This window comes from Rahnella sp. CFA14(1/10) (assembly GCF_004195095.1).
GTDB lineage: Bacteria > Pseudomonadota > Gammaproteobacteria > Enterobacterales > Enterobacteriaceae > Rahnella > Rahnella perminowiae.
Genome location: NZ_SEWS01000001.1, coordinates 402,986 through 426,988, shown reverse-complemented (window position 1 = coordinate 426,988; position 24,003 = coordinate 402,986). Strand labels below are relative to the sequence as shown.

The window sequence follows — 24,003 nt, the reverse complement described above, 5'->3', positions numbered from 1 at the left end:
TATTAACAATGAGCGAGAATATTCTTCGCCTGTTCAAACAAGCGATTACGGGAAAACATCAGTTGCAGACGACCACCGCCCACCTGGTGCCACAGCACCGCGGAGCGAATGCCGGCCAGTAAAATGGCGCGGACCTTTGCCTGCACTTGTGAATTTTGCAAAATGGCCGGTGAACCGGTCACCTGAATGCGGGGACCGGCCGGGCTGACCACATCGACATAAATCGAGGCCAGAGAGCTTATCATCGTTTCAGATTCCAGTTCGAAATGTGCCAGCTGGCGATCGAGCTGATCGATACGTTCACCGAGCTGATTCATGGCGGCTTTGTTGGCGTAGAGCTTGCGCTCAAGCACCATCAGGCTTAATGCGTAACGTGTTAATTCAGCGCCAGGCCCCTGACGGTTGGCGTTCAGCACGCCCAGTAATGTCTCGAGTCCCATCTTCAGATTGGCTTCATTATTACCGTACACCGCCAGCGTAGATGCCGGGTTCATCTCCAGCAGGCTGCGCAGTGAAACTGACATTTCTTCCTGTGAGCAATGACCTTCATGTGCCAGTTGCTGGACCAGGCGTGCTGCCTGACAGATCCCCGCCAAAGCCAGCGTAATGTCATAATAATTTTTAGCCACGTTTACTCCTGTAAGCGTTTTTGAAACGATGAGACGCGGTGACAAAGAAAATAGTCCGAATTCATGGCGACAGATCATGCCATAAAACTGGCCCTAAACACAGTTCGGAATCAGCGCGGAGCGTCACTGTCGGGCAGAAATAAAGCGGGACGCCTGAAAGCGTCCCGTATTCAATCACATAATCGTGAAATATCAGACCTGAAGCGGCAGGCGCTGTTCAATCACGCCCCCGCCGAGACACACGTCACCGAGGTAAAACACTGCGGACTGACCCGGCGTGACAGCGGCAACCGGTGCATTGAAACGCACCTCGATGCGGTCATCACCGAGCGGCGTGACTGTGCACGGGATATCTTCCTGGCGGTAACGGGTTTTCACCGTGCAGGTGAGCGGGGCGGTCAGTGTTTTGCGGTCCACCCAGTGTAGCTGTTGGGCAATCAGACCAACATTCATCAGGCGCGGATGCTCATGGCCTTGTGCGACGTAAAGAATGTTGTTTTCGACATCCTTCTCAACGGTGTACCAGGGCTCTTCGCTGCCGTCTTTCTGCCCGCCGATGCCCAGACCTTTACGCTGACCGAGCGTGTGGTACATCAGACCCTGATGTTGTCCCATTACCTGACCGTCAACGCTTTTGATAACCCCCGGTTGCGCCGGTAAATAGCGCCCGAGGAAATCACGGAATTTACGCTCACCGATGAAGCAGATCCCCGTAGAATCTTTTTTCTTTGCGGTGATTAAATCCAGTTCTTCGGCGATGCGGCGGACTTCCGGTTTTTCCAGCTCACCGACCGGGAACAGACTTTGTGCGACCTGTTCATGACCGAGCGTGTAGAGGAAATAACTCTGATCCTTATTGCTATCAACGCCGCGCAGCAAATGGCTGACACCGTCAATATCCTGGCGGCGAACATAGTGACCGGTCGCGATGTAATCGGCGCCCAGATCCTCAGCCGCAAATTCCAGGAAGGCTTTAAATTTTATTTCCTTATTGCACAGAATATCCGGGTTTGGTGTACGTCCGGCTTTGTATTCTTCAAGGAATAATTCGAACACGTTGTCCCAATATTCCGCCGCGAAATTCACAGTGTGCAATTCAATGCCAAGCTTGTCGCACACGGCCTGCGCATCGGCAAGGTCTGTGGCTGCTGTGCAATACTCTTCGTCGTCATCCTCTTCCCAATTTTTCATGAAGAGGCCCTCGACCTGATAACCTTGCTGTTGGAGAAGGTAGGCAGAGACAGAGGAATCGACACCGCCGGACATCCCGACGATCACTTTTTTCTGGCTGTTGTCAGACATAATAGTCCCGAAACACATGAATTAATTGCCCGGTACTGACGGTGTTTTTCGGATGCTTGTCCCACGAGGATGAAGGCCGCGCGCAACTAAAACATCACAAAAACTCGAACACCACAGAAACCCGAACAGAGAGATACTGCTTTCCAACGGTTTCCCACGAGGGAAATCGTGAAGCGCGAAATTTTATCACGTCGGGCCGGTTGCTGCACCGCTGATTAAGCGCGTGACAACAACCGGACGAGGGGAGTTATTCCGGCAGGTTGAAATTATGGAGGATTTCCAGCGGATAACGTGGCGATTGCTGGTAACAGCGGATGCTTTCCGCCACCAGCGGGGAGCGCAGTTGCGCAGACGCGATAATTTCTTCAGCAGTAACCCAGCGGCACTGATCGATATCATCGTCCTGCGGCGCCGTTTCCCTAATTTCAGGTAAATCAATCACAAAGGAGAAACGCAGGAAAGGCGTGCCGTCCGGTGCCTGCCACTGATGTAATCCCAGGAAAGACTGCGGCTCGGCGTGGATGCCGGTTTCCTCGTACAGTTCGCGTTTTGCAGCGCTGACTAAGGTTTCATTGGCTTCAAGATGGCCGGCAGGCTGATTCCAGGTGACTTTGCCGTGAATGGTTTCCTCGACAACCAGAAACTTTCCCTGTGCCTGAACGATGCAGGCGACAGTAACGTGCGGTTTAAACATGTGGAATTTCCTTCCATTGGCCGGGTTGTAAATCGCCGAGGGTAAACTCGCCCATGCTATAGCGGATCAGACGCAGCGTCGGAAAACCGATATGGGCCGTCATGCGACGCACCTGACGATTTCTTCCCTCGTATAACGTGATTTTCAGCCACGTTGTCGGAATAGATTTGCGCTCGCGGATCGGCGGATTACGTGCCCACAGCCATGCTGGTTGATCGACAATTTCTGCCCCGGCGGGGAGTGTCGGCCCGTCTTTAAGCGTAATGCCTTCGCGTAATGCTTTCACTGCTGTGTCATCCGGTTCGCCCTCGACCTGGACAAAGTAAATCTTACCGGTGCGTTTACCCGGTTGGGTCAGTGCAGCCTGCAGTTTGCCATCGTTGGTCAGCACCAGTAAACCTTCGCTGTCCCGATCCAGACGGCCTGCGGCATAAACTTCTGTTAATGAAATGTAATCTTTAAGTGTTGCCCGACCCGCCTCATCAGTGAATTGTGGCAACACATCGAACGGTTTATTGAAAAGAATCACCTTTCTGGGCCCTTTTGAGGCAGATTGTTCTTTGGCAGGCCTTTTGCTGAAACGTTTAACGTTGTGATTTTTAAAAGATAGCGGGTTCATAGGCATTGAAGTTAGAGAGAATTAGCGCATTATACTTGAAAAATGTTTCGGATTGGCTAGCGAGAAATATTCGAGTAATATCGACCGGCATCTTACAAATTTTTAACAAAAATGCGCTCGAAGGAGAGGTTAATGGAAAGCAAAGTAGTGGTTCCGGCTGAAGGTAAAAAGATTACAGTAGACGCTCAGGGTAAACTGGTCATTCCTAATAATCCTGTTATCCCGTTTATCGAAGGTGATGGTATCGGTGTTGACGTAACGCCAGCCATGATCAAAGTCGTTGATGCGGCTGTAGAGAAAGCTTACAAAGGCGAGCGTAAAATCTCCTGGATGGAAATCTATACCGGCGAGAAATCCGTAGAACTGTACGGTAAAGACGTCTGGCTGCCAGAAGAAACCCTTGATCTGATCCGCGATTATCGTGTTGCTATCAAAGGGCCACTGACCACACCTGTTGGCGGCGGCATTCGCTCCCTGAACGTGGCACTTCGCCAGCAACTCGACCTGTATATCTGTCTGCGTCCGGTACGTTATTACACCGGCACGCCAAGCCCGGTTAAACGTCCTGAAGATACTGACATGGTGATCTTCCGTGAGAACTCCGAAGATATCTATGCAGGTATCGAGTGGAAAGCCGGTTCTGCTGAAGCCGATAAGGTGATCAAGTTCCTGCAAGACGAAATGGGCGTGAAGAAAATCCGTTTCCCACAAGATTGTGGTATCGGTATCAAACCTTGCTCTGAAGAAGGCACCAAACGTCTGGTTCGTGCGGCGATTGAATACACCATCACCAATGACCGTGATTCACTGACGCTGGTTCATAAAGGCAACATCATGAAGTTCACCGAAGGTGCCTTCAAGGACTGGGGCTATCAGCTGGCGCGTGAAGAGTTTGGCGGTGAGCTGATCGACGGCGGTCCTTGGGTGAAAATCAAGAACCCGAACAACGGCAAAGACATCATCATTAAAGACGTGATTGCTGATGCATTCCTGCAACAAATCCTGCTGCGTCCTGCTGAATACGACGTGATCGCCTGTATGAACCTGAACGGTGACTACATTTCTGACGCCCTGGCGGCGCAGGTTGGCGGCATCGGTATCGCACCGGGCGCTAACATCGGTTCTGATTGCGCGCTGTTTGAAGCGACTCACGGTACTGCACCGAAATATGCCGGTCAGGACAAAGTGAACCCGGGTTCAATCATCCTTTCCGCAGAAATGATGCTGCGTCATATGGAATGGTTCGAAGCCGCAGACCTGATCGTCAAAGGCATGGAAGGCGCTATCGCCAACAAAACTGTGACTTACGATTTCGAACGTCTGATGGAAGGCGCTAAGCTGCGCAAATGTAGCGAGTTTGCCGACGACATGATCGCAAATATGTAATTGCGATATTGTTGAAGTAGATATCGGGGGCATCGCGCCCCCTTTGTTTTTCATCCCGCCTAAAGTTCTTCTGCAAAACTCTTCTTAAGTTTTCCATCGCTTTAAAAATATAAATAAGAATACGTGAGATTGTGTAAGTGAGGTTTCTAACATAGCTTTAAAAGTGTCATTCACCTCAAGGAAAAACCATCATGTTTACGCGTCGCACATTCCGGATTGCTCTGGCGGCGGTTATTTCTCTGACAGTGCTTACAGCGCCGGTTTTTGCTAATCCCGGCAATGGCAATGGCAATGGCCACGGTAATAGCAATGGCAATAACCACGGCAATAAAGCTCAGGGAAATGGTAAATCAGCCGAGCACACGGGGAATCGTAAAAATTACGGTAAGCCGGACCATGTCTCGTCAGATATCAGCTTCTCACGTGCCCGTTCACTCGCAATAAATTATGGACTGACCGGATATCAGTCACTACCGCCAGGAATCGCAAAAAACCTGATGCGCGGCAAACCCCTGCCGCCGGGAATCGCCAGGAAAGCGGTTCCTGCCGCAATGCTGAACGAGTTGCCATATTACCCTGGTTATGAATGGCGGGCCGTGGGTGATGATTTAGTTCTGGTTGCCCTGAGTACTGCAATTGTTACTTCGATTATTAATGGCGTATTCGATTAAAATTGTCATAACACGCTTTTAAGCCCCGCATTGGACTGCACCCCAAAAGTTGGACACCCAACTGAGTTAAGGTGCAGTTTTTTATGCGCACCACGATGAAGGTGACTATGAGGGGATATCCCGTAAAGGGTTTACGCATTAAATCCTACTAAGGCTAAATCAATCATTATCTGAAGAATGTTCCGCTTGCCAGTGAACTTTTTTCGCTACAGATTCAGGCAGATAATGGTTTATTTTTCCTGCCTTATTGTGCATGTGGGGCGGTGGTGATAAATATGAGCCACTTTCTACCACAGGTATGACTTTTTGTTGCGCTCACTCCTTTCCAGCTCTCTGTTCCGTATTGATCTGCGACGCCTGATTCTGATTTTAGCTGTGATGAGTGCCTTTGTGACGTTGGCCAACAGCTTTTATGCCAGTTATCGTGTACAGCGCCAGTTACTGATCGACAATACGCTTGAAGAGAACCGTGTTTATGCGACGAAACTGGCTGCCAGCACGGAACAGTTTCTAAAAAACATGCAAAAACAGCTCGCTTACAGCAGTACAATTGCGGCGAGCCATTTTGACGATCGTGAAATCCTGCAGGCGGAAACGGCTCGACTGAAATACCAGACAGACAGTTTTAACTCTGTCGTGCTGACCAATGCGCAAGGCAAAATTCTGGCCACTTCTCCTGACAGCCTGCAGATGGTCGGCCGTATTTTGAATACGCCCGGTGCTCTTGAAGCACTGAAAGAGCGCCGCCCGCTGATCAGTAAACCTTATATTTCTGCCGCTCAGAATCTGGTGATTGTGATATCGGCACCTATTTTCCACCGCGACGGCAGATACCTCGGCTATATTGCCGGCACCATTTATCTGCGGCAGAAAAGCATTCTGAATGAGTTACTCGGCGAGCATTATTACCGCGATGGTTCCTATATTGCCGTACTCGATAACGAGCGCCGCATTCTCTATCATCCGGATGCGTTTCGTATCGGGGAAGTGCTGAAACCGCGTCCGGTGACGGAAGTGGTAAAACAGCATACCAATGGTAGCCTGATGGTCACCAATCTGGCCGGAGAAGCGATGCTGGCCGGTTATGCGGTAGTGCCGTCGTCTGGTTGGGAAATCATTACCCAGAGGCCGACCGATGCGACGCTCAAGCCGCTGGATGGGTTAATGATCAAGGTGCTCAAGCATCTGACACCCCTGGCATTACTGACGCTGATTTGCGTCTGGCTATGCTCGCGTATGATTGCGCATCCGCTCTGGCTGCTGGCACGAAGTGCCAATGAAATGGATAAGCCGGATATTTCGACGAATATCCGTGAAATTCCGTCATGGTATTTTGAATCAACCCAGCTCAAGCGTGCCTTGCTGATGGGTATTAACTTGCTGCAGAAAAAGATTGGCAAGCTCAAGTTTGAAACGCAGACGGATCCGATGACAGGGTTGTTCAACCGGCGCGGGCTGGCGATGACACTGGAATCCGTGATTCAGCAACGCCAGCAGTTTTCGGTTATTGCGCTGGATATTGATCATTTTAAATCCATTAATGACTCGTACGGGCATAACATCGGTGATGAAGTGATTAAATCTCTGGCGGAGCAAATCCGCAATAATGCCCGTGAAAGTGACATTCTCTGCCGCGTTGGCGGAGAAGAGTTCCTGGTTTTACTGCCGGGGGCAGGGCTTGCCGAAGCTGAAATCATTGCAGAACGTTTGCGTCTTAATGTGGAAAAAATGTCCTTGCCGGGTATTCGCCCGATTACCATTTCGTTAGGCGTAGCACATTGCAATCAGCTATCGGGTGAACCTGACGCTTCGCTGAAGAAAGCCGATGAGGCGTTATATAAAGCCAAGCAGGATGGACGTAATCGCATGATTGTTATTCATGAATAAGTAGAAATTCATCTCATCAGGGCACCCGGCGGCCCTGATGCTGTTTATTTAGCCGCTGCAACCTGCTGCTTTTTGGCCTGCGCTGCGAGATGATGCCCGACAGCGCATCCTGCCACCGCGCCGAGTACAGCGTGATGTTTCAGATGACCGACAACGCCTCCCGCCACTGCGCCTTTAAGACATCCTTCCGCCTGAGCAAATGAACTTACTAACATCATGCTGAAAATGGCTATACCCAACATCGTTTTTTTCAACTCAATTCTCCCCAATGAACAAATAATGCTGTCACAGAAAATGTCATAACCCCTGCGGTTTGTCATTTTGCTATCTGTAAGCAGGTACTGCCGCTGTTACTTCTCAGAGAAGATAAACCGTTTGCCGGCGGCTATTGGCGACTTATTGCGGTTACAACTGGCGAAGCGGTTAACGGCATATTGAATAAAGGTTTACTTTATACGTTGAAAGGGAAGGGCTTTATTTTTATTACATCTGCTAGACTTATAGGCAAGTAACCTGCGGAGGTCTGCTCGCTCCGCTGTCTCCGGTTATTTTCCACCCGTGAAGAAGGATGCCGCTATGACGCATCAAGAACAATTGCAGGCCCTGATGGTTCGCATTGACGCGCTGGAACAACGTGAAAGACACCTGACGTATGCTTCAAATGCCTATCAGGCGATTTTGACGACATTACTGGGAATACTGGATAAACCGACTCGTGACCGGGTGATCAGTATGGTCGACCAGGCCCATGACGTAGCTTATGCCAGAGCTAATCTGGAGCAGAAAGGGAATATTCTGGGTGCTGATGATATTACCCAGCGCATTTTCTTATTTGCGCAGGGGCGTGCGGCACAATCCAGGAAGTGAAGGACAGATCATAAATGAATGACTCGTTGCCCGAAAAGGCTGCGAGGTTTTGTAGTGCCGCAGGATCAGCAACGCCGGTCGGCTTTTAGCATATTAATTGCTGCGCCCAGCATGATACGGCGCTGGACACCTGTCGCGCGGGTCAGTTGCTCGTCGAGATAACCAATCAGCGCATCGGCACTCAGAGGCTCACCTCTGTGGCGCATCTGAATGACGCCATCACCGATAATACGCGCCACTTCATCCCAAAGCGGTTGGATCTCACTGTCCGAGAATTTCATAACAGCTCCCGTTTGTGTGATTTACGTACAATCTATCATCTGGGCTGCGCGTGGCAAGTGGGTTAGTGGAAAGACGGGCGGTGCGGAGCATTTGAAAATGCCTCTCCCCGGACAATCCATTGCCGTAAGGAGAGGAAGGCAGATTAATGCTTAATTACATACAAATCTTTGGTGTAAACGTAATTAAGCAGGCTGTCGTTGAATCCCCCTACGTACGGTTTGACCAGACGAGTACTGACGTAATGGTACAAAGGAATGACCGGCGACTGCTCGGTTAATACCTGTTCCGCCTGCTGATAAGCTTTGCCCACGTCCGTTTTGTTCGTGGCTTTTAACGCATCATCGAGTGCCTTATCGTAGGCGGCATTATTGAATTTTGGCGTGTTCTCACTGTTACCCGTGCGCAGGGTATTCAGGAAAGTGGAGGGTTCGTTATAGTCTGCAATCCACGCATAACGCACCACTTCATAGGTACCCTGATGCATGGTATCCAGCATGGTTTTCCATTCCTGATTCTGTAAAACGGCATCGACGCCCAGATTCTTTTTCCACATTGAAGCCGCAGCAATGGCAATGCGCTGATGCGCTTCAGAAGTGTTATATAGCAGGTTGAATTTCAGCGGATGGTTCGGACCAAAACCGGCTTCAGTCAGTAACTTTTTAGCTTCTTCGTTACGCTGTTCCTGTGTCAGGCTGGCTTCTTTAGGTTTGGCAAAAGTAAAACCGCCGGTGTTATCCGGAGAAAGATGCCAGGCTGGGGTTTGCCCCTGACCCATTACTTTACCGGCAATGATCGACTTATCAATCGCCAGATTCAGCGCTTTACGCACGCGAACATCATTAAACGGCGGCTTCTGGGTATTCATTGCATAGTAATAAACGGCCAGATACGGGCTGACATGAACCTGTGAGCCCAGCTCTTTTTTCAGTGAAGCAAACAATGGCGAAGGAACGGTAGACGTGATGTCGATCTCACCGGCCTTATAGCGGTTAACGTCGGCGGTACCGGAAGCAATCGGCAAATACGTGACTTTATTGATGACAGTATGTGCGTTATCCCAGTAGTTCGGGTTACGTACGGCAGTGATACGTTCGTTGACCGTCCACGTATCGAGTTTAAACGGACCACTGCTGATCAGATTGCCTGGCTGAGTCCACTTATCGCCGTATTTTTCCACATCCGCCTGACTGATTGGGGAGAGAGACGGGTGCGCCAGCATGCCGAGAAAATAGGAAAGCGGTTGATCAAGCGTAACTTCCAGCGTCTGCTTATCCAGCGCTCTGATACCCAACTGGTCGGCAGTTTTTTTGCCGGCAATAATGTCGCCGGCATTCAACACGTGCATGCTGCCCAGATAGCTTTCATAAGGTGAAGCGGTTTTCGGGTCGATCAGACGTTGCCAGCTGAAAACGACATCCTGCGCGGTGATGGGCGAACCATCCGACCAGACGATGCCGGGACGTAAATGGAAGACCCAGGTTTTGTTATCTTTGGTATCCCAGCTAGCCGCGAGTGAAGGTTGCGCATTGCCTTTATTATCGATAGTGACCAGTCCGGTAAAAAGATCGCTGAGGATATTAAATTCCACATCGCTCTCGACTTTATGCGGGTCAAGGGATGCAGGTTCACTGCCATTATTACGGACAATTTCCTGTTTGGCTGCCAGCTCGACACCTGCAGGAACATTTGCAGCGTGCGTGGCGAATGAAGCCATGAAAGTACCGGATAGAAGGAGTGCGAGAGGAAGTTTTTTATAGCACCCATAAGTTTTACGTATCGTCATTGCCATTTCCTGCCCTGTCAATATGGTTAAATATCAATGAGTAACAGGGTATTCATACCTTTCTTCGAGCACTTTAGCAATGATTAAGACATTTTTTGTCTCGCCATGTGAATGCTGACACAAAGGTTCAGTAGTCAGCGTTCTCATGGGCAGGGATCCAGTAACCATCGATAAAATCTTCGATGGGATAACAGCCCGCCTGGCGCAGCCCTTGCTGATGCATAGCGACCGTGCATTGTTTCTGAGTATTAAAGGCATCAACCACTAAGTCTTCACATCCTCCGCCCAGATAACAAATAGTCAAAACAAGTGCGAACATAGCGCCTCTCCTTTTTTGTCATCCTGTTAAGCATAGAACCATTATGCGCCTGGCAACATCCGGCGAGGCGCGTTTGCTGCTTATTTATCCGCATTGTTTAACCGCAAAAACGTAACGATGCAGAAAAGAGAATTTCAGGAAAGAGCGTGATATCCTCGCGGCCATAATTTTTATGAATGACCGTTATGAAAGGAGCAGCTCATGTCCGAGTCTTTGAACAGAGAACAGGAAATCGAATCCGATCTGGTTGCATGCCAGCTGGTAATTAAACAAATACTGGATGTGATTGAAATTATTGCGCCAGCGGAAGTGCGCGAGAAAATGTCTCATCAGCTGAAAAGCATTGATTTCAGCAAGCATCCTGCCGGAGCTGATCCTGTGACAAAGCGTGCTATTGAGAAAGCCATTTCCTTGATCGAGCTGAAATTCACGAAGCACGATAGCTGATAAATCGTTGCCATGCCTGCATTTGCGGGCATGACAACGCTGCTGTACAACGTAGAAATATCCGGCCTATTTATTGTCGACCACTTCACCCACCCGCTTGAAAATGGGGCAGTTTGCCACGCCGATGACGCCACTGTCAGAGTGAATATATTGCGAGCTGACAATTCCTCTTGCTGTTAAGTACTGGCATTTCAGACCCAGCCCTGCAGCATTCTCATTGCTGCCAACTGTCACGCCATAACCCGAGAAAAGAAAAATCGCGTAAATGACGGCCAGCACGATGATAGTTTTAATTATGCCCATTCTGTAACTCCCTAAATCCCTTGTCCTGAACGATTCAGGAGGTTGATAAGCATAGTAGAATTTATTTCCAGGAAAATGTCACTGCAGCAGAATCCTAATCAGCAAAACCGTGAAGATGCTAAAAAAAATTGGCCCCTGAAAAGAGGCCAATAAATTACTGAAGAATGCTATTCAGACCGGGAAGATTACCAGCGGTATTTCATACCCAGATTAGCTGCCCACGGCTGGTCAACATCGCTGCCACCAAGGTAATTAGCCCCTGCGTAAACGGTGAAGTTTTTGCTCATGTCGAACTGTCCCCCTAAGCCAACGCGGACAGCGGAACCATCAATGCCATTGTCGATACGGTCGCCATTGATGTTTGCATCGTTGTTAGCATCCTCATACACATACGCCAGAGTGGCGTAAGGGCTGACTGCCTGACCTGCACCCAGATCGAAGGAATAACCCAGATTACCACCCAGTTCATAACGTATGCTGTCATAAGCCTGATCACTGACATGCATATTGTTGCTCATGCTGTAATCATCATCGCCGATAAACACGCCAGTCATACTTGCGTAAGGCGTCAAATAAGCCTGAGGTGCGAATTGCCAGTCATAACCCACTTTCAGACCAAAGCCCCAGGCATCAGTGGAGCTATCACCTGATACTTGCTGACCGTTGCTCATGGTGCTGTCTGTTGAGTTGCTGAAGTGGCTGTAGCTCAGGGAAGTATCAAAGAATGCGCCGGTGTTGAAGTCCAGACTGGCGTAAACACGTGCTGACTGGCTGTCAGTATCCGCATCCGCATTATCCATAGACAGGCTGGATTTCGCGAAGCTTGCGGCCATACCTACCAGCCACTGCCGCTCGCCGCCCCCTTCGGTGACTTTATCCAAACCAACCATGACGCCATTGACGTCCTGATCGTAATCAATCACGCCGTTGTCGCCGTTTTGCTGACCGCCGAAGTAGTTGACCCACACACCTCCTTTATCATTGCCTTGGGTGTGACGTGAACTGTTCATGCGGGCTTCTAACGTGTCTTGTTCCATATGCCAGGTTGCAGCATTGGAAGAAGGCAGGCTCAGGGCAGCATTAGCGGTAGAGGTAATACCTTGCCTGGCCAGTACTACGGTATCGTCGTACTGCTCTGCCTGATAACGATAAGCACCCAGATCAGCGGTGTTAGCATGAGTAAAGGTCGCATTGCCGCCGTAGATACGGATCAGCTCTTTATTTTGATAATCAGCAACCTGGCCTTCACCTGTCGCGTTATCGATACGGACCTGATAATTGCCGTTTGTTACGCCATTCACGGCCAGATGACCATCGGAGTTGATACCGAGGGTGCCCTGATCATAAATATACTCTGCGGCAGTTTTGTCACGTGCATTATTCATGTCGGCGTTAAGGACATACTCACGACTTCCGATATCGAAAGTACCGCTATCAGTCAGAACCATGTTATGAGTATCAATCTGCCCTAAATCCAGGTTCAGCTCAGAACCGCTACCGACTACAATGGTGTTGGCATAAAGAGAGGCGCTTTCTTCAGTCAGCGATGCCTGACTGCCTGAGTTCAGGTTCAGTACATCTGTTTTAACATCGCCGTGTGCAGCAATTTTCAGCGTTGATGCATTGGTCAGAGAGATGTGATCTGCCAGCAGGCCAGATTCAACGACATTGACCTGAGACCGGTTATTAACCGTCAGGTTGTCAATATTTGACGTTTTAGTCGTGTCCCATTCGGAACCGTTGTTTAGCGCGACATTAAACAGACCGCTTTGATAAACATCATCACCCGTCAGATAGCCGGTGGTACTGCTGAAGACAGAGCCCGGCCAGATGCTGTTAGTGCTGTGGTCATACAAGGCTGAATCCATCTGAACTTCAGAAGTGGCTGCACCAACCCATTTGCTGCCATTGTCCAGCGTCAGATTCAGTTCATCTGTATCATCCCAACCATTGGTATCCGGCACGCCATCGGCATTGCTGTCATGACCACCGACATAATAACCTTCGTCGAAGGTGCTGACAAAATCGACATCACCTGCAATGGTTGAATTATTGAATATGGCATTGGTTTTCATTGCATTATCAGCGGTTGCACTGGCAACAACAGATAACGCAATATCATCAGCCGGAATACCCGTCGCGCTGATATTACCATAATCACTTGGCTTATCCGACTGGCCGTAGAAACCGCTGGTTTGTAATTCTGTGTAAGAACCCGAAGTCAGCACGGAATCATTTACCGTCAGGGTATTATCAAAAGTATTACTGTTATTACTGTCTGTATCAGCCCACTCGTAGCCTTGCGTCAGTGCAATGCCCGCGACGTGAGAGTTATTTTCGATAACGATGTTACTTTCCTGATTCAATGTCACTGCAACACCCATATCGTAGGTATTCAGGGATTCATGGTCGCGAATTTTATTATCATCAGTAATGTCATAATCGAAGTGTTCGTAAGTATCATTAATGGTGGAGTTATCAATGATCAATTGCAAAGGAGACTGGTCATAATCATTACGGGTTGTGCCGCAATCACTTGTCATGCACTCAGAGGTGATCATGCCGTTAACCGTGGTATTGGTGATATTCAACGTGTTGCTGTTATTGCTATCAAAACCGAGATAATGAGTGGAAATAACACCATTAACGACAGCATTATTGATAGAAGAGTCGATGTCTCCGCCAGTATAGCGGGTGTCAGCCCCATCATTATCTACATACCCACGATATCCGATATGACCCGCCAGCGTGGAGTCATGATAGAACGCATCGTAAACGGTGCCAGAAATATCGGCTGACATTGCTACGGGGGCCGCGACTGCAACAGCGCAGGCTAGCGCTATTTTAGAAACGAAGAACTTTTTATTCCATGCATGCATTTATTAATCCCTCAACAAAAAATAGTCAGCATGAATCAGCTGAAAAATAATTCAGCCATTATGCTTTCATTTATATAACTGAAGAGACAGAAGAACTGTTCGACGGCGGGATGATATTTTAACGGGTGGTATAATTCAACAAGGAAGTTCCTGGAAATATCCGCAAAAAGTCACTTTATTTAAAGATGAGCGCAATATTATTGGGTTTATTAATCAACTGTAAAACCAATAATTTCTTTATCTGTTTCTAAATAGCAGTGATAAAGCACGCATGCGAGTAGACTTGGGTAAGACTTACCTGTCTCAGATTCTGGGATGTAACACCAGGCACAAGCCCGGCTATCTTGTCAGTGTAAGGTTTAGGGGAAATATTTGTTTTTAAAATTTTTCGGGAATGCGTTAATAATTTCACGTTCTGTTCTTTCTTTATAAAAATGCCTGGGGGTTTTATTAAGATGTCTATTTTATAGAAATTATCAAAGGTGAGTTATCAGAAGTGCAGGCACGTAAACATGACTTTGCTTGACCAAGATCAAACACGGATTGTCGCTCTATTTATAGATAAAACTTATACATTTTATTGTTTGATTTACGTCTGTGATTATTACACATTGTATCGCACGTAAAAGCTATCGCTTCGTTATATTGTTGTTTAGGATATTCGTCGTATTATGTCCTCCTGTTCAGTCAAATGCCGGACGTCGCCTTTGAGCCCTGATAGACGTTTTTTAAACCAAAAGAGACCTGCCATTAAATTGAAAAAGCCTGTTTTCAATGTCCGGAGGATCGTCACGTTCGTTCTTTTCCTGCTCATTTGCATCGGCCTGTATCTGCTGGCCCTAAATAGTTACTGTGATCAGGGGGGCAACTTTGATCTGGGCGTATGTGCAATTACCTCATTCATCCCTTTTTGACGGATGTCAGCACGGCTTACGGTTGGGTAAGAAAACCCTGTTTTTTTGCGAATGGCTTCCCTGACCTGTCGGGGATGGTAAGATGAACGCTCTGAACAGTCAGTGGTAGGGTAGTCAATGTTTGATTTCGCAATGGGCCAAAACAGCCTGGCTTCATTGGTGCTGTGTGCACTTTCAGCACTGTTGTTTGTATTGGTATGGTTTTTTATTAGCCGCGCCAGTGTCAGGGCAAATGAACAGGTTGCTCTGTTACAGGAGATCGCTGAGCAGCAACGCCAGCAGACAGAATTACTTAAGATTCTGGCTGCACAGGTGAAGACTAACGTGTCTCCTGTTGAGGCAGATGATGATTCTGCACTCAGCCTGCGTGGCTTTATTCCCGAAAGATAATTTGGTTTTGTTAACCCGCCTTCCGGCGGGTATTGCCCGTATGCACTTTGGTCCTATTTTCCCTTCTCGTTCTGCATCATCACTTTCATAAAACTGTCTTATTTCTCCGGTAGTCTCCACGCATGTGCCTTGCAGGATGGAACAACTGATGATCAAATGGTCTGAAGAAAATGACAGCGAAGTGAACCACAACATAGCCTTACTGACCGGAGAGGAGCCTGAGAAGTGGTATCCCTATGGCGGAATGAAAGGCAAAGATTATTGCAACAACCCCTCCGATGCGTGGCCGATCATTTGCGCCAACAGAATCAGTATTAATTTTAAAGAGTTACAAAGCGATCCTCTCTGGCTGGCTGAAATAAGCAGTCCTCAGGGGCAGTGGCAGGCGCAAAGCAAACGGCCGCTTCGTGCCGCTATGGTGTGTTTCCTGCTTAGTAAGACTTGCGCATAAACAAAAGCGCAGAGATACTCACAGAGTGACAAAGTTTTGCAAAGAAGTGATTCGAATAAGCGTCGCATAAAGCGATGCGTATCAAGTGATTAATGTTTCCTCATTTTGACAGTTGTGTCTAAGGCGGAGTCCATTATGAAGCGCATCATTAAAGGTGATAAAACTCTCTCCCATCTGGTGGTTGCCCATGCAGCTATCGACAGTCATGAAAAAGCCTACGGCAAACGCCGGCAGGGCTGGCCTTCAACCTATCTCATCAAATATAAAGATGCGCGTGTCGCGGTCGAAGTTGTGACCCGCAGACAGTCCTATGTTGCTACCCTCATGATCGGCGCCAGAAATCTGACCAAACTTTGCGGTATGCCTGCCTGACAGTCAGTCAAATGTTCCCGTTCCCTCAAACCGTGCCGGAGATATCCGCCACGGTTTTTCGTTATACAGGCTTTCTCATCAGACAACGTTGCCGCAAGCTGCCCCGATAGAAAGGCCGTTTCAGAATATGTGACATCAGTGCGATGGCATCGAAGATCAGCAGCAATGTACCCGTGATAACCAAAGCTGACAGCCCCAGCAGGGCCAGCAGGAAGAGTTTGACTGATGCCGGAACGGTCATCCGGCGAAAGCGGGAACGCAGCCATAGCCGTCCATATTGTGTCTGGATCTGCATAATATGGGTCAGCCTTGACGCAAAGTGTTTACGCTCACTCTTAGTGTTCGTGATCATAAGTCATCTCCTTTTTGAACATCTACAGTGAAACATGAAGTTATTAAGATTTTCTTAACCCCCCGGCATGCCTGAATTGCCACATAATTTTTCACTTTCGCTCTGTAGTGTGTTCAGTAAATATGCTAATTGATCCGTATCATGGCTTTACGCTGCCGCCACTAAAAAGTGATCTCATGGAGCCTTATGTCAGCTAAAAACCCCTATTACAATCCGTCAAAAACACATCACACACCAGATGGTTTTACCAATGCTGAGCCCCATAACCGTCAGGAGGGTGATCTCAAACGCTGGCGGAAAGAACGTAAGGCGCTCCGCCTGCCAGCGCCTCCTGAGAAAGGTTACGAACAATTTACCAGCCAGTGGTGGCAGACTGCCGATTTTAGCGGGTCTGATGATCGTTTGTGGTTTTTAGGACATGCCTGTTTACTGCTGCGTGTTGCCGGGCGCTACATTCTGATGGATCCCGCCCTGTCTGATCGCGCTTCGCCAATGAGTTTCTACGGGCCTAAGCGAAAAACACCGGTGGCGGCGACGGTAGAAGCACTCCCACCGATAGATGTTGTTCTGTTATCCCACAATCACTATGACCATCTTGACCGTGCAACGGTTCGTAAGCTATTACGACGATTTCCGCATGTGCAATTTATCGTGCCTTTGGGCATGAAGCGGTGGCTTAAGCGGCGCGGAGCGCATTATGTCGAGGAACTGGACTGGTGGGATGAGCATCAGTTTGGCGAACTGACGATTACGGCTGTCCCGGCACGTCACTGGAGTATGCGGACATTATGGGATCGAAACCGGTCTCTCTGGTGTGGATGGGTGGTCAGCCATCCCGGTTTACAGTTCTTTTTTTCCGGCGACAGCGGTTACAGCAACCAGTTCGACGTGATCGGACAACGTCTGGGACCTTTCGATTTAGCGGCAATTCCTGTCGGTGCCTATGCACCACGATGGTTCATGAGTGCGCAACATATGGACCCTCAGCAGGCTGTTACGGTGTTTACAGAGCTGCGTTGTAAAAAAGCGGTTCCCATTCATTGGGGTGTTTTTGAATTAGCCGATGAATCTCTGGACCAGCCATTGGCTGAATTAGCCGAAGCCATAAGTCAAAGTAAATCGCCTGAAATCGAATTTAAACCTTTAAAAATCGGTGCAAGCATTTCTAAAGATTGAATATCATTTCCTTAGTCATCAGAGACAGGTAAGCAGACATTTTATTTATCGAATGAGAAGTATTATCACTTGGTGAGAGGGTTCAAATAGCACTTACATTCCGTAGGTGTTATGCGAATGTTAATTATCAGGTTGCTGCGGGTTAAATACCCATTTCTAAGGCAATTTTAACGAAATTCAATATCTTGTTATGAGGCTATCAGAAATTTCCCCTCATGAGTAAAGGTGGTATTTATCTTTTAAAAACAATCGCTTGCTTGCTCCTTGTTAAGCCTGCCGGGCTGCGGGTTGTGCTTCATCCCCGCTGCTGCCTTCGGGCAGGTAACGCACTCAGCCGCTTATCAGTAGAAGGCTAATATGGGATTTGGATCACGGTAATTAATATTAGTTTTTCATATTGATATTTAATATCTGAATAAGTCTGCGGTGAGTGTTTGCAAACTGTTATGTTAATTTAACCAAGTCGCAAACTTTAATTCATTATAATGTCAAAATCGACACTATAAAAAATCGCCATTAGAGGGCGTCCGGATTTGGAATTCATTTTCCCTGAAGTCAGCTGGGTTTTACTATTATCAGGACAGGAAGTACAGGTGCACACAAAAGGTGCGTTTAATGATTTTCACCGTTTGTTTTGCACCATTTTATCCATCTATGGCGTAATTGATTATTGCATAACCAGTCATATTGGCAGGCATTGACTTTCGGCATAGGTCTTGTGTGTTGTACACGTCTCCGTCAGCGCCGCATGATGCGCCGCCACCGGCGCTACCCCGTACTGTAAGGCCTGTGTAGCGATACGCTGTGGGGGCTGGCGTGGAGAGTTTGGGGTGACGCAGACAATAAAAATTCAAATAAAGGTGAGGTTTACGCTTACGGTTCTGCATTAAATGATCAATAATCAAAACAGGTCGTTATTGTTTTGTTTGATATGCAGGTAAAACTGCAAAGCAGAAAAAAGCATGTCTATCAACATATTTCAGCTTAACTGAACACGAAGTGCCTTTAACCGGCTCAAATATGTGCGACATGTCCATCACTGATTAAAAATGGCTTGCCATCGAATTCAGAGTATGTGATAACGCATCTGGGTAAAACGAGGTACAGTTCTGTATATGTGTGGCATTTTCAGTATAGAAGTTCTGAGTAAAGACGTTCACGTTGAATACCGCTTCTCTGCCGATTCTAATCTTAGTGCCTCAAGCAGTAACGACTCTAGTTTGTCTATGTAACGCCGCTGGGCGGTTTAAACAATCCAAAGGAAATACTCAAGATGGCAAAGATCAAAGGTCAAGTTAAGTGGTTCAACGAGTCTAAAGGTTTCGGTTTCATTACTCCTGCTGATGGCAGCAAAGACGTGTTTGTACACTTCTCTGCAATCCAGGGTAACGGCTTCAAAACTCTGGCTGAAGGCCAGAACGTAGAGTTCGAAATCCAGGACGGCCAGAAAGGCCCGTCAGCAGTTAACGTAACTGCAATCTAAGCAGCCTTCGCTGTAAAAAAACCCGCCAAGGCGGGTTTTTTTGTGTCTGCCGCTGAAGCTCAGAGGATCATAATTCCTGACTGTTGGTTACGGCCACTGATACCCGGATGTGTCGGGTTTTGTGCCCGCTGATGGCTGTTACGGCGAAAACTGGTATACCTGAATCCGGTTCCTGCCGAATCGGGCGAGCAAATTGTACAACTGCCGGTATGATCAACGTCTGCGAACCCCAACGCCCGCAATTTGGCTTCGGCAATGGCAGCCAGATCAAGATGACGTTGGTATGGTGTGATGAGTTCAGAAGGTAAATCGACACGTTGTATAAAGGCATCAATCAGTTCCTGACTGACCTCATAACAGCACGCCCCCGCCGCCGGGCCGACAGAGGCAACCCACTGTGCTGTATCACCCGACTGATTAATCCGCTGTGCCATCTTTTCCAGAATGCCATCGATCAGCCCGCGCCAACCTGCGTGTACTGCCGCTATTTCTTTGCCATCTTTACGACAGAAAATCACCGGCAAACAGTCCGCAGTGAAAACGGCCAGAAGAATGCCTGGTGTTGCTGTGATGAAACCGTCGGCTTCGCCGCATTGCTGGCCCGGGACTGTAACATCCACAATCCGTGTGCCGTGTACCTGTTTTTTTTCGGGCCGGGTTGCTTCATAGCGGCGCAGATGCTCAGGGAGTAGCGCCTGTTTATCGCCGAAGCCATGCACAATACCGGGAATTTGATGGAGTAAAGCTGAGTGGTCACTCATCTCGTTTCTCGTTAGAAAAATGTTATGGAACCAGTGTAGCCGCCTTTGAACGGGATTTTCCAGCTGTTGCAACACCGGAACACCTTCTTTAGACTTAACACTATTGCGAATCTTCGCTCCCTCAGACTTTTCTTGCAGGTTTTCCGCATGACTTATCAGTGCCCGCTTTGTTTCCAGCCGCTTACGCTGACCGGTCAGCAATGGCGTTGTCCGGCTAATCATCAGTTTGATAATGCGAAAGAGGGGTACGTCAATCTGATGCCCGTGCAGCATAAACGTTCAAAGCAGCCCGGTGACAGCACAGAGATGATGGTATCACGTCGTGCATTCCTGGATGCCGGACACTATCAGCCTCTGCGGGACCGTCTGACTGATATTCTTGATAAAGCCATCCCGCAAACTGCAGACGCATTGCTGGATATTGGCTGCGGGGAAGGGTATTACACGGCAGCATTCGCTGAGAGGCTGATGCCGCAGCGTGCGTTGAAAGTTTTCGGGCTGGATGTGGCGAAAGTTGCCATCCGTTATGCCTCCAGACGATATCGCGATGTGTCATTTTGTGTGGCCTCCAGCCATCGCTTGCCTTTTGCTGATGGTTCGCTGGATGCAGTTATTCGCATTTATGCACCCTGTAAGACGCAGGAATTGTACCGGGCGATAAAACCGGGCGGGTTGGTGATCACGGTGGCGCCAGGGCCGCGTCACTTATACCAACTGAAAGGGCTGATTTATCAGGATGTACAACTGCACACTGATCTTGATGAACGGCTGGAAGGTTTTGACCGGATAAGCACTGAAACACTCGCCTATGGCATGAAGCTTTCCGGAGAAGAGGCATTTAATTTATTGCAGATGACGCCATTCGCATGGCGGGCGACAGAAGCAGTGATGACCAGCTTAAAGGCTCAGACGGCCTTTGAATGCGAGACAGACTTTCTCATCAGAATACATCAGCGTCCCTCAGCGTAAATAACCCAGATGCTCCAGCAGGATGTTTAATCCTATTGCGATCAGCACTGCACCTCCCAGAATTTCGGCCCATTTGCCTAGCAGCGGGCCGATAAAACGTCCGAGCATCATCCCAAGCGTTGACATCACCGTGGTCGCCATACCGATGAGCAGCGCGGTATGTATGATGTTCACATCAAGAAAGGCTAAACCCACACCGATCGCCAACGCATCAAGGCTGGTGCAGACAGCTGTAGCCGCCAGGATCCAGAAACTATGGCGGGTTGCCGTCGTCAGGTTCTCTTCCGGCTTATTTTTCAGCCCTTCGATGATCATGCGTACACCCAGAATCAACAGCAGGGTAAATGCGACCCACTGGCTCCATTGCATGATGTACCGGCTGGCTACCAGTCCCAGAGACCAGCCAATCAGCGGTGTGATGGCTTCTATAACACCAAAAATAAGACCCGTACGAAAGGCTTCCCGAAAGCAGGGACGGTCGAGGGTAGCTCCTTTACCGACTGACACAGCAAAGGCGTCCATAGACATGCCAAAAGCAAGAATAAGCGTAGCGGATATATTCACGAGAGTAGCCCCCAAATGACGGCGAAACCTTACCACACTCTTTTTATCGGGGACAACACCAAATAAAATAGGGTTTTTAAATAACGCTGTAGTTTGGAGGGGAATAGAATTTCAGGGACAGCGTAATTAACGACACTTTAAAGGGTAAGGTTAATTAAATCTCTCGTAAGTATGCATTCTGCTATAGTTAACAATGCGTCTATTTATTGTAACTTATTGATTATTAACCATGATTTTGTATATTTTTTCAAGATCATCCAGTTCGTTTACACGTATTAATAACTTTTTCTGTTCTAATTCAAATACCAGGATGCCGTCTTCCGAAAGATTCATACTGCGGATCCGATCATAGGTGATGAAGGTGTTGGCGAAATAAAACCCCTCCGGTTTGAACAGTATTTTTGGCCAGCGAATAAAAGAGAGATAAAAAGCAATCAGCCCCAGGCCGATCAGCAAATAATTGGTAATAGCGGTGCCATTCGCATGGATATTATTATAGAGAAGAATAGCCAGAAGACCGATGAAGATAATCGAATCGAGTCTGTTGCGGCGGCGCAGGTTGACCCGCAGGCGCGTTTTGCCATTGCGTGTGCCCATGATGAATTCGTCATAGATAGCGTAGGCAAGTAACAGGAGAGTAAAGAGGGCGAGGACGATATCGGTTACAGACATGAAAACTCCGGCTTACAGCCATCAGGCCAAAACAAAATGAAAATCACAAAGACATCAATAGCAGAAATAAAAAAGCCGGGGGAAAATTTCCCCCGGCTTTGAAGGTTATCAGAGACCTAACAGGCCAATCCAGTAACCGAAGATACCGATGGCAAAGAAGCCAACGATGATCCACAACGCATTCACTTTCTTACGCAACAGCCACATGCAACCGAAGGTCAGCAGCAATGGCACCAGACCCGGCATCAGTTGGTCCAGAATACTCTGTACCGTGGTGACGGTGGTATGGCCCGTCTGGTCAGTGATTTTCGACACCACCAGCGGAATGTTAACGTGCGTCCATTTGTTAACCAGCGCCCCCATGACAAAGAGGCCGAGAATAGACGCCCCCTCAGTCAGTTTTTGCAGGAAGCCGCCGCCCATATCGTTAACGATATCGACACCTTTTTTGTAGCCATAAGACACACCGTAGTAGCGGGTCAACAGGCGTACAAGGTTAAACAGAACGAAGAACAGCAACGGACCCAGCAGACTGCCGGTCATGGCGATACCCGCCCCCAATGCAGCAAACACAGGACGCACAGTACCCCAGAAGATCGGGTCACCCACACCGGCCAGAGGCCCCATCAGACCGACTTTCAGGCCGTTGATGGCCGCGTCGTCGATAGGTGCACCATTGGCACGCTGTTCTTCCATCGCCAGCGTCACACCCAGAACCGGGGCAGCAACGTAAGGATGGGTATTGAAGAATTCCAGGTGGCGTTTGATAGCCGCTTTACGGTCATCGTTATTCTCAGGATACAGACGACGAATTGCAGGCACCATACAGAAGCAGAAGCCTAACGCCTGCATACGTTCGAAGTTCCATGACCCCTGGAAAAGGTTGGAGCGCATAAACACACCGCGAATATCGCTGGCCGTGAGTTTTTTAACTTCAGTTTTATCAACCATGTCCTTCACCCTTAATCCAATTCGTTATCGAGATCGTTAACACCCGGTGCCGCCGCCGCTTGCGCGGATTTGTTGTATTTCGGGCTCAACTGGATGTAAAGAACCGCCATCACCACACCAATCACACCCAGTGCAACCAGGTTGAAGTTGGTGAATGCAGCAGTCACGAAACCGAGGTAGAAGAATGGCATCAGATAGCCAGCACGCATCATGTTAATGACCATGGCATAACCTACCACGACGATCATACCACCGGCGATGTTCAGACCGTTGGTGACCACTTCAGGGATAGATGCCAGCAAGTCATGAACAATCGCAGTACCCACGGAAACAGCAACAATCACGGCAGGGATGGCGATACGCATTGCCTGCAGAACCAGTGCTGAAACGTGGATCCAGCTAATCGCGTTCAGATTCCCTTTTTCAGCCGCTTTATCCGCTGCGTGCTGGAAGGCGACGGTGATGGTACGAACGATGATGGTTAATACCTGGCCTGCAGCTGCCAGCGGGATCGCCAGTGCGATACCCGCGCCGACGGATTGTCCGCCTGCGATAACCAGAATGGTAGAAATGATAGAGGCGAGGGCGGCATCTGGCGCGACAGCAGCACCGATGTTCATCCAGCCAAGTGCGATCATTTCCAGAGTACCGCCGATGATGATCCCGGTTTTCACATCACCAAGAACAAAACCGATCAAGGTACAGGCGACTAACGGACGGTGAAACTGAAATTCATCCAGGATCGAACCCATCCCGGCAATACATGCAACAATAAATATCAGCACAATTTGTAGTGTGGTGATCTCCATTGCACTTCTCCTATGACCAAAGGACGCTGAGTATAAACAGGCACACCAGACAGATAACGTTGAGGGAATCT

General features: G+C 48.6%; 29 protein-coding genes. 13 read left to right on the top strand and 16 right to left on the bottom strand.

Annotation, left to right across the window (positions count from 1 at the left end):
- Window positions 1-2 precede the first annotated feature (2 nt).
- From hflD to rluE, 4 genes are all read right to left on the bottom strand, one after another.
- Window positions 3-629: a high frequency lysogenization protein HflD gene (hflD, locus tag EVX52_RS02120; RefSeq protein WP_015697908.1), complete on the bottom strand. Its 627-nt coding sequence runs from the start codon at window positions 627-629 to the stop codon at window positions 3-5.
- Window positions 630-821: 192 nt separating this feature from the next.
- Window positions 822-1,931 carry a tRNA 2-thiouridine(34) synthase MnmA gene (gene mnmA, locus EVX52_RS02115; RefSeq protein WP_129951803.1) on the bottom strand — a complete coding sequence of 370 codons (1,110 nt, stop codon included), beginning with the start codon at window positions 1,929-1,931 and terminating at the stop codon, window positions 822-824.
- A gap of 247 nt (window positions 1,932-2,178) precedes the next feature.
- Window positions 2,179-2,625, bottom strand: a complete 447-nt coding sequence (locus EVX52_RS02110; RefSeq protein ID WP_129990505.1) for an NUDIX hydrolase — start codon at window positions 2,623-2,625, stop codon at window positions 2,179-2,181.
- Window positions 2,618-3,244 carry a 23S rRNA pseudouridine(2457) synthase RluE gene (gene rluE / locus EVX52_RS02105; RefSeq protein WP_129951801.1) on the bottom strand — a complete coding sequence of 209 codons (627 nt, stop codon included), beginning with the start codon at window positions 3,242-3,244 and terminating at the stop codon, window positions 2,618-2,620. Before rluE ends, EVX52_RS02110 begins: the two co-directional genes overlap by 8 nt.
- Window positions 3,245-3,376: 132 nt before the next feature.
- Here rluE and icd point away from each other — a divergent pair, with 132 nt between their 5' ends.
- From icd to EVX52_RS02090, 3 genes are all read left to right on the top strand, one after another.
- Complete coding sequence (gene icd / locus EVX52_RS02100) at window positions 3,377-4,630, top strand: NADP-dependent isocitrate dehydrogenase (protein ID WP_015697904.1); 1,254 nt, start codon at window positions 3,377-3,379, stop codon at window positions 4,628-4,630.
- A 191-nt stretch (window positions 4,631-4,821) separates the two neighbouring features.
- Window positions 4,822-5,301 (top strand): anti-virulence regulator CigR family protein, encoded by a 480-nt coding sequence (locus EVX52_RS02095; protein ID WP_129990504.1) that lies wholly within the window; start codon window positions 4,822-4,824, stop codon window positions 5,299-5,301.
- A gap of 306 nt (window positions 5,302-5,607) precedes the next feature.
- On the top strand, window positions 5,608-7,188 hold the full coding sequence (locus EVX52_RS02090) for a diguanylate cyclase (protein ID WP_240783426.1): 1,581 nt from the start codon (window positions 5,608-5,610) through the stop codon (window positions 7,186-7,188).
- A 44-nt stretch (window positions 7,189-7,232) separates the two neighbouring features.
- Here EVX52_RS02090 and EVX52_RS02085 read toward each other — a convergent pair whose 3' ends face one another.
- Window positions 7,233-7,430: a hypothetical protein gene (locus EVX52_RS02085; RefSeq protein ID WP_129952137.1), complete on the bottom strand. Its 198-nt coding sequence runs from the start codon at window positions 7,428-7,430 to the stop codon at window positions 7,233-7,235.
- A gap of 334 nt (window positions 7,431-7,764) precedes the next feature.
- Between EVX52_RS02085 and EVX52_RS02080 the strand changes: the two genes are divergently transcribed.
- The gene (locus EVX52_RS02080; protein WP_129951799.1) at window positions 7,765-8,055 is read left to right on the top strand and encodes a hypothetical protein; all 291 of its coding nucleotides are present in this window, start codon (window positions 7,765-7,767) and stop codon (window positions 8,053-8,055) included.
- Between the two features lie 65 nt (window positions 8,056-8,120).
- On the opposite strand, the gene EVX52_RS02075 is transcribed toward EVX52_RS02080, so the two are convergent.
- The 3 genes from EVX52_RS02075 to EVX52_RS02065 form a co-directional block, all read right to left on the bottom strand.
- Entirely contained in the window at window positions 8,121-8,336 is a 216-nt protein-coding gene (locus EVX52_RS02075; protein ID WP_129951798.1) for a DUF2767 family protein, read from the bottom strand.
- 143 nt (window positions 8,337-8,479) lie between these two features.
- The gene (locus EVX52_RS02070; protein WP_129990503.1) at window positions 8,480-10,120 is read right to left on the bottom strand and encodes an ABC transporter substrate-binding protein; all 1,641 of its coding nucleotides are present in this window, start codon (window positions 10,118-10,120) and stop codon (window positions 8,480-8,482) included.
- Window positions 10,121-10,247: 127 nt separating this feature from the next.
- Window positions 10,248-10,439 carry a YebW family protein gene (locus EVX52_RS02065; RefSeq protein ID WP_129951796.1) on the bottom strand — a complete coding sequence of 64 codons (192 nt, stop codon included), beginning with the start codon at window positions 10,437-10,439 and terminating at the stop codon, window positions 10,248-10,250.
- A gap of 201 nt (window positions 10,440-10,640) precedes the next feature.
- Here EVX52_RS02065 and EVX52_RS02060 point away from each other — a divergent pair, with 201 nt between their 5' ends.
- On the top strand, window positions 10,641-10,886 hold the full coding sequence (locus EVX52_RS02060; RefSeq protein WP_015697897.1) for a DUF2766 family protein: 246 nt from the start codon (window positions 10,641-10,643) through the stop codon (window positions 10,884-10,886).
- 66 nt (window positions 10,887-10,952) lie between these two features.
- On the opposite strand, the gene EVX52_RS02055 is transcribed toward EVX52_RS02060, so the two are convergent.
- Both EVX52_RS02055 and EVX52_RS02050 read right to left on the bottom strand, forming a co-directional pair.
- Complete coding sequence (locus tag EVX52_RS02055) at window positions 10,953-11,189, bottom strand: YobH family protein (protein ID WP_129951795.1); 237 nt, start codon at window positions 11,187-11,189, stop codon at window positions 10,953-10,955.
- Between the two features lie 185 nt (window positions 11,190-11,374).
- Window positions 11,375-14,068 (bottom strand): autotransporter outer membrane beta-barrel domain-containing protein, encoded by a 2,694-nt coding sequence (locus EVX52_RS02050; protein ID WP_129990502.1) that lies wholly within the window; start codon window positions 14,066-14,068, stop codon window positions 11,375-11,377.
- A gap of 671 nt (window positions 14,069-14,739) precedes the next feature.
- Here EVX52_RS02050 and EVX52_RS25655 point away from each other — a divergent pair.
- From EVX52_RS25655 to EVX52_RS02030, 4 genes are all read left to right on the top strand, one after another.
- Complete coding sequence (locus tag EVX52_RS25655) at window positions 14,740-14,982, top strand: PhoP/PhoQ regulator MgrB (protein ID WP_238485812.1); 243 nt, start codon at window positions 14,740-14,742, stop codon at window positions 14,980-14,982.
- A 117-nt stretch (window positions 14,983-15,099) separates the two neighbouring features.
- Window positions 15,100-15,372 carry a YebO family protein gene (locus tag EVX52_RS02040; protein ID WP_129951793.1) on the top strand — a complete coding sequence of 91 codons (273 nt, stop codon included), beginning with the start codon at window positions 15,100-15,102 and terminating at the stop codon, window positions 15,370-15,372.
- 148 nt (window positions 15,373-15,520) lie between these two features.
- Entirely contained in the window at window positions 15,521-15,823 is a 303-nt protein-coding gene (locus tag EVX52_RS02035; RefSeq protein ID WP_129952136.1) for a phage protein NinX family protein, read from the top strand.
- A 135-nt stretch (window positions 15,824-15,958) separates the two neighbouring features.
- Window positions 15,959-16,195, top strand: a complete 237-nt coding sequence (locus EVX52_RS02030; RefSeq protein ID WP_013576199.1) for a DUF4060 family protein — start codon at window positions 15,959-15,961, stop codon at window positions 16,193-16,195.
- A 61-nt stretch (window positions 16,196-16,256) separates the two neighbouring features.
- Here the strand turns inward: EVX52_RS02030 and EVX52_RS02025 are convergent, their stop codons facing one another.
- On the bottom strand, window positions 16,257-16,547 hold the full coding sequence (locus tag EVX52_RS02025) for a hypothetical protein (protein WP_129990501.1): 291 nt from the start codon (window positions 16,545-16,547) through the stop codon (window positions 16,257-16,259).
- A gap of 186 nt (window positions 16,548-16,733) precedes the next feature.
- On the opposite strand from EVX52_RS02025, the gene EVX52_RS02020 reads away from it, so the two are divergent.
- The 3 genes from EVX52_RS02020 (at window position 16,734) to cspE (ending at window position 19,206) form a co-directional block, all read left to right on the top strand.
- The gene (locus EVX52_RS02020; protein WP_129951791.1) at window positions 16,734-17,723 is read left to right on the top strand and encodes an MBL fold metallo-hydrolase; all 990 of its coding nucleotides are present in this window, start codon (window positions 16,734-16,736) and stop codon (window positions 17,721-17,723) included.
- A gap of 1,115 nt (window positions 17,724-18,838) precedes the next feature.
- The gene (locus EVX52_RS02015) at window positions 18,839-18,955 is read left to right on the top strand and encodes a DUF2627 domain-containing protein (protein WP_071823629.1); all 117 of its coding nucleotides are present in this window, start codon (window positions 18,839-18,841) and stop codon (window positions 18,953-18,955) included.
- Between the two features lie 41 nt (window positions 18,956-18,996).
- Window positions 18,997-19,206, top strand: a complete 210-nt coding sequence (gene cspE / locus EVX52_RS02010; protein ID WP_002221949.1) for a transcription antiterminator/RNA stability regulator CspE — start codon at window positions 18,997-18,999, stop codon at window positions 19,204-19,206.
- Window positions 19,207-19,265: 59 nt separating this feature from the next.
- Here cspE and pgeF read toward each other — a convergent pair whose 3' ends face one another.
- Window positions 19,266-19,967 (bottom strand): peptidoglycan editing factor PgeF, encoded by a 702-nt coding sequence (gene pgeF / locus EVX52_RS02005; RefSeq protein ID WP_129990500.1) that lies wholly within the window; start codon window positions 19,965-19,967, stop codon window positions 19,266-19,268.
- A gap of 147 nt (window positions 19,968-20,114) precedes the next feature.
- Between pgeF and rlmA the strand changes: the two genes are divergently transcribed.
- Window positions 20,115-20,936 (top strand): 23S rRNA (guanine(745)-N(1))-methyltransferase, encoded by an 822-nt coding sequence (gene rlmA / locus EVX52_RS02000; protein ID WP_129990499.1) that lies wholly within the window; start codon window positions 20,115-20,117, stop codon window positions 20,934-20,936.
- Here rlmA and mntP read toward each other — a convergent pair.
- The 4 genes from mntP to EVX52_RS01980 all read right to left on the bottom strand — a co-directional run bounded on the left by mntP (window position 20,928) and on the right by EVX52_RS01980 (window position 23,932).
- A complete protein-coding gene (mntP, locus tag EVX52_RS01995) occupies window positions 20,928-21,500 on the bottom strand; it encodes a manganese efflux pump MntP (protein ID WP_129951788.1) in 573 nt (190 codons plus the stop codon). The two genes, rlmA and mntP, sit on opposite strands and share 9 nt — an antisense overlap.
- A 213-nt stretch (window positions 21,501-21,713) precedes the next feature.
- Window positions 21,714-22,172, bottom strand: coding sequence for a DUF986 family protein (locus tag EVX52_RS01990; protein ID WP_129951787.1), 459 nt, complete (start codon window positions 22,170-22,172; stop codon window positions 21,714-21,716).
- A gap of 108 nt (window positions 22,173-22,280) precedes the next feature.
- Complete coding sequence (locus EVX52_RS01985; RefSeq protein WP_129951786.1) at window positions 22,281-23,123, bottom strand: PTS mannose transporter subunit IID; 843 nt, start codon at window positions 23,121-23,123, stop codon at window positions 22,281-22,283.
- A gap of 11 nt (window positions 23,124-23,134) precedes the next feature.
- Window positions 23,135-23,932 (bottom strand): PTS mannose/fructose/sorbose transporter subunit IIC, encoded by a 798-nt coding sequence (locus EVX52_RS01980; RefSeq protein ID WP_101077145.1) that lies wholly within the window; start codon window positions 23,930-23,932, stop codon window positions 23,135-23,137.
- Between the last annotated feature and the right edge of the window lie 71 nt (window positions 23,933-24,003).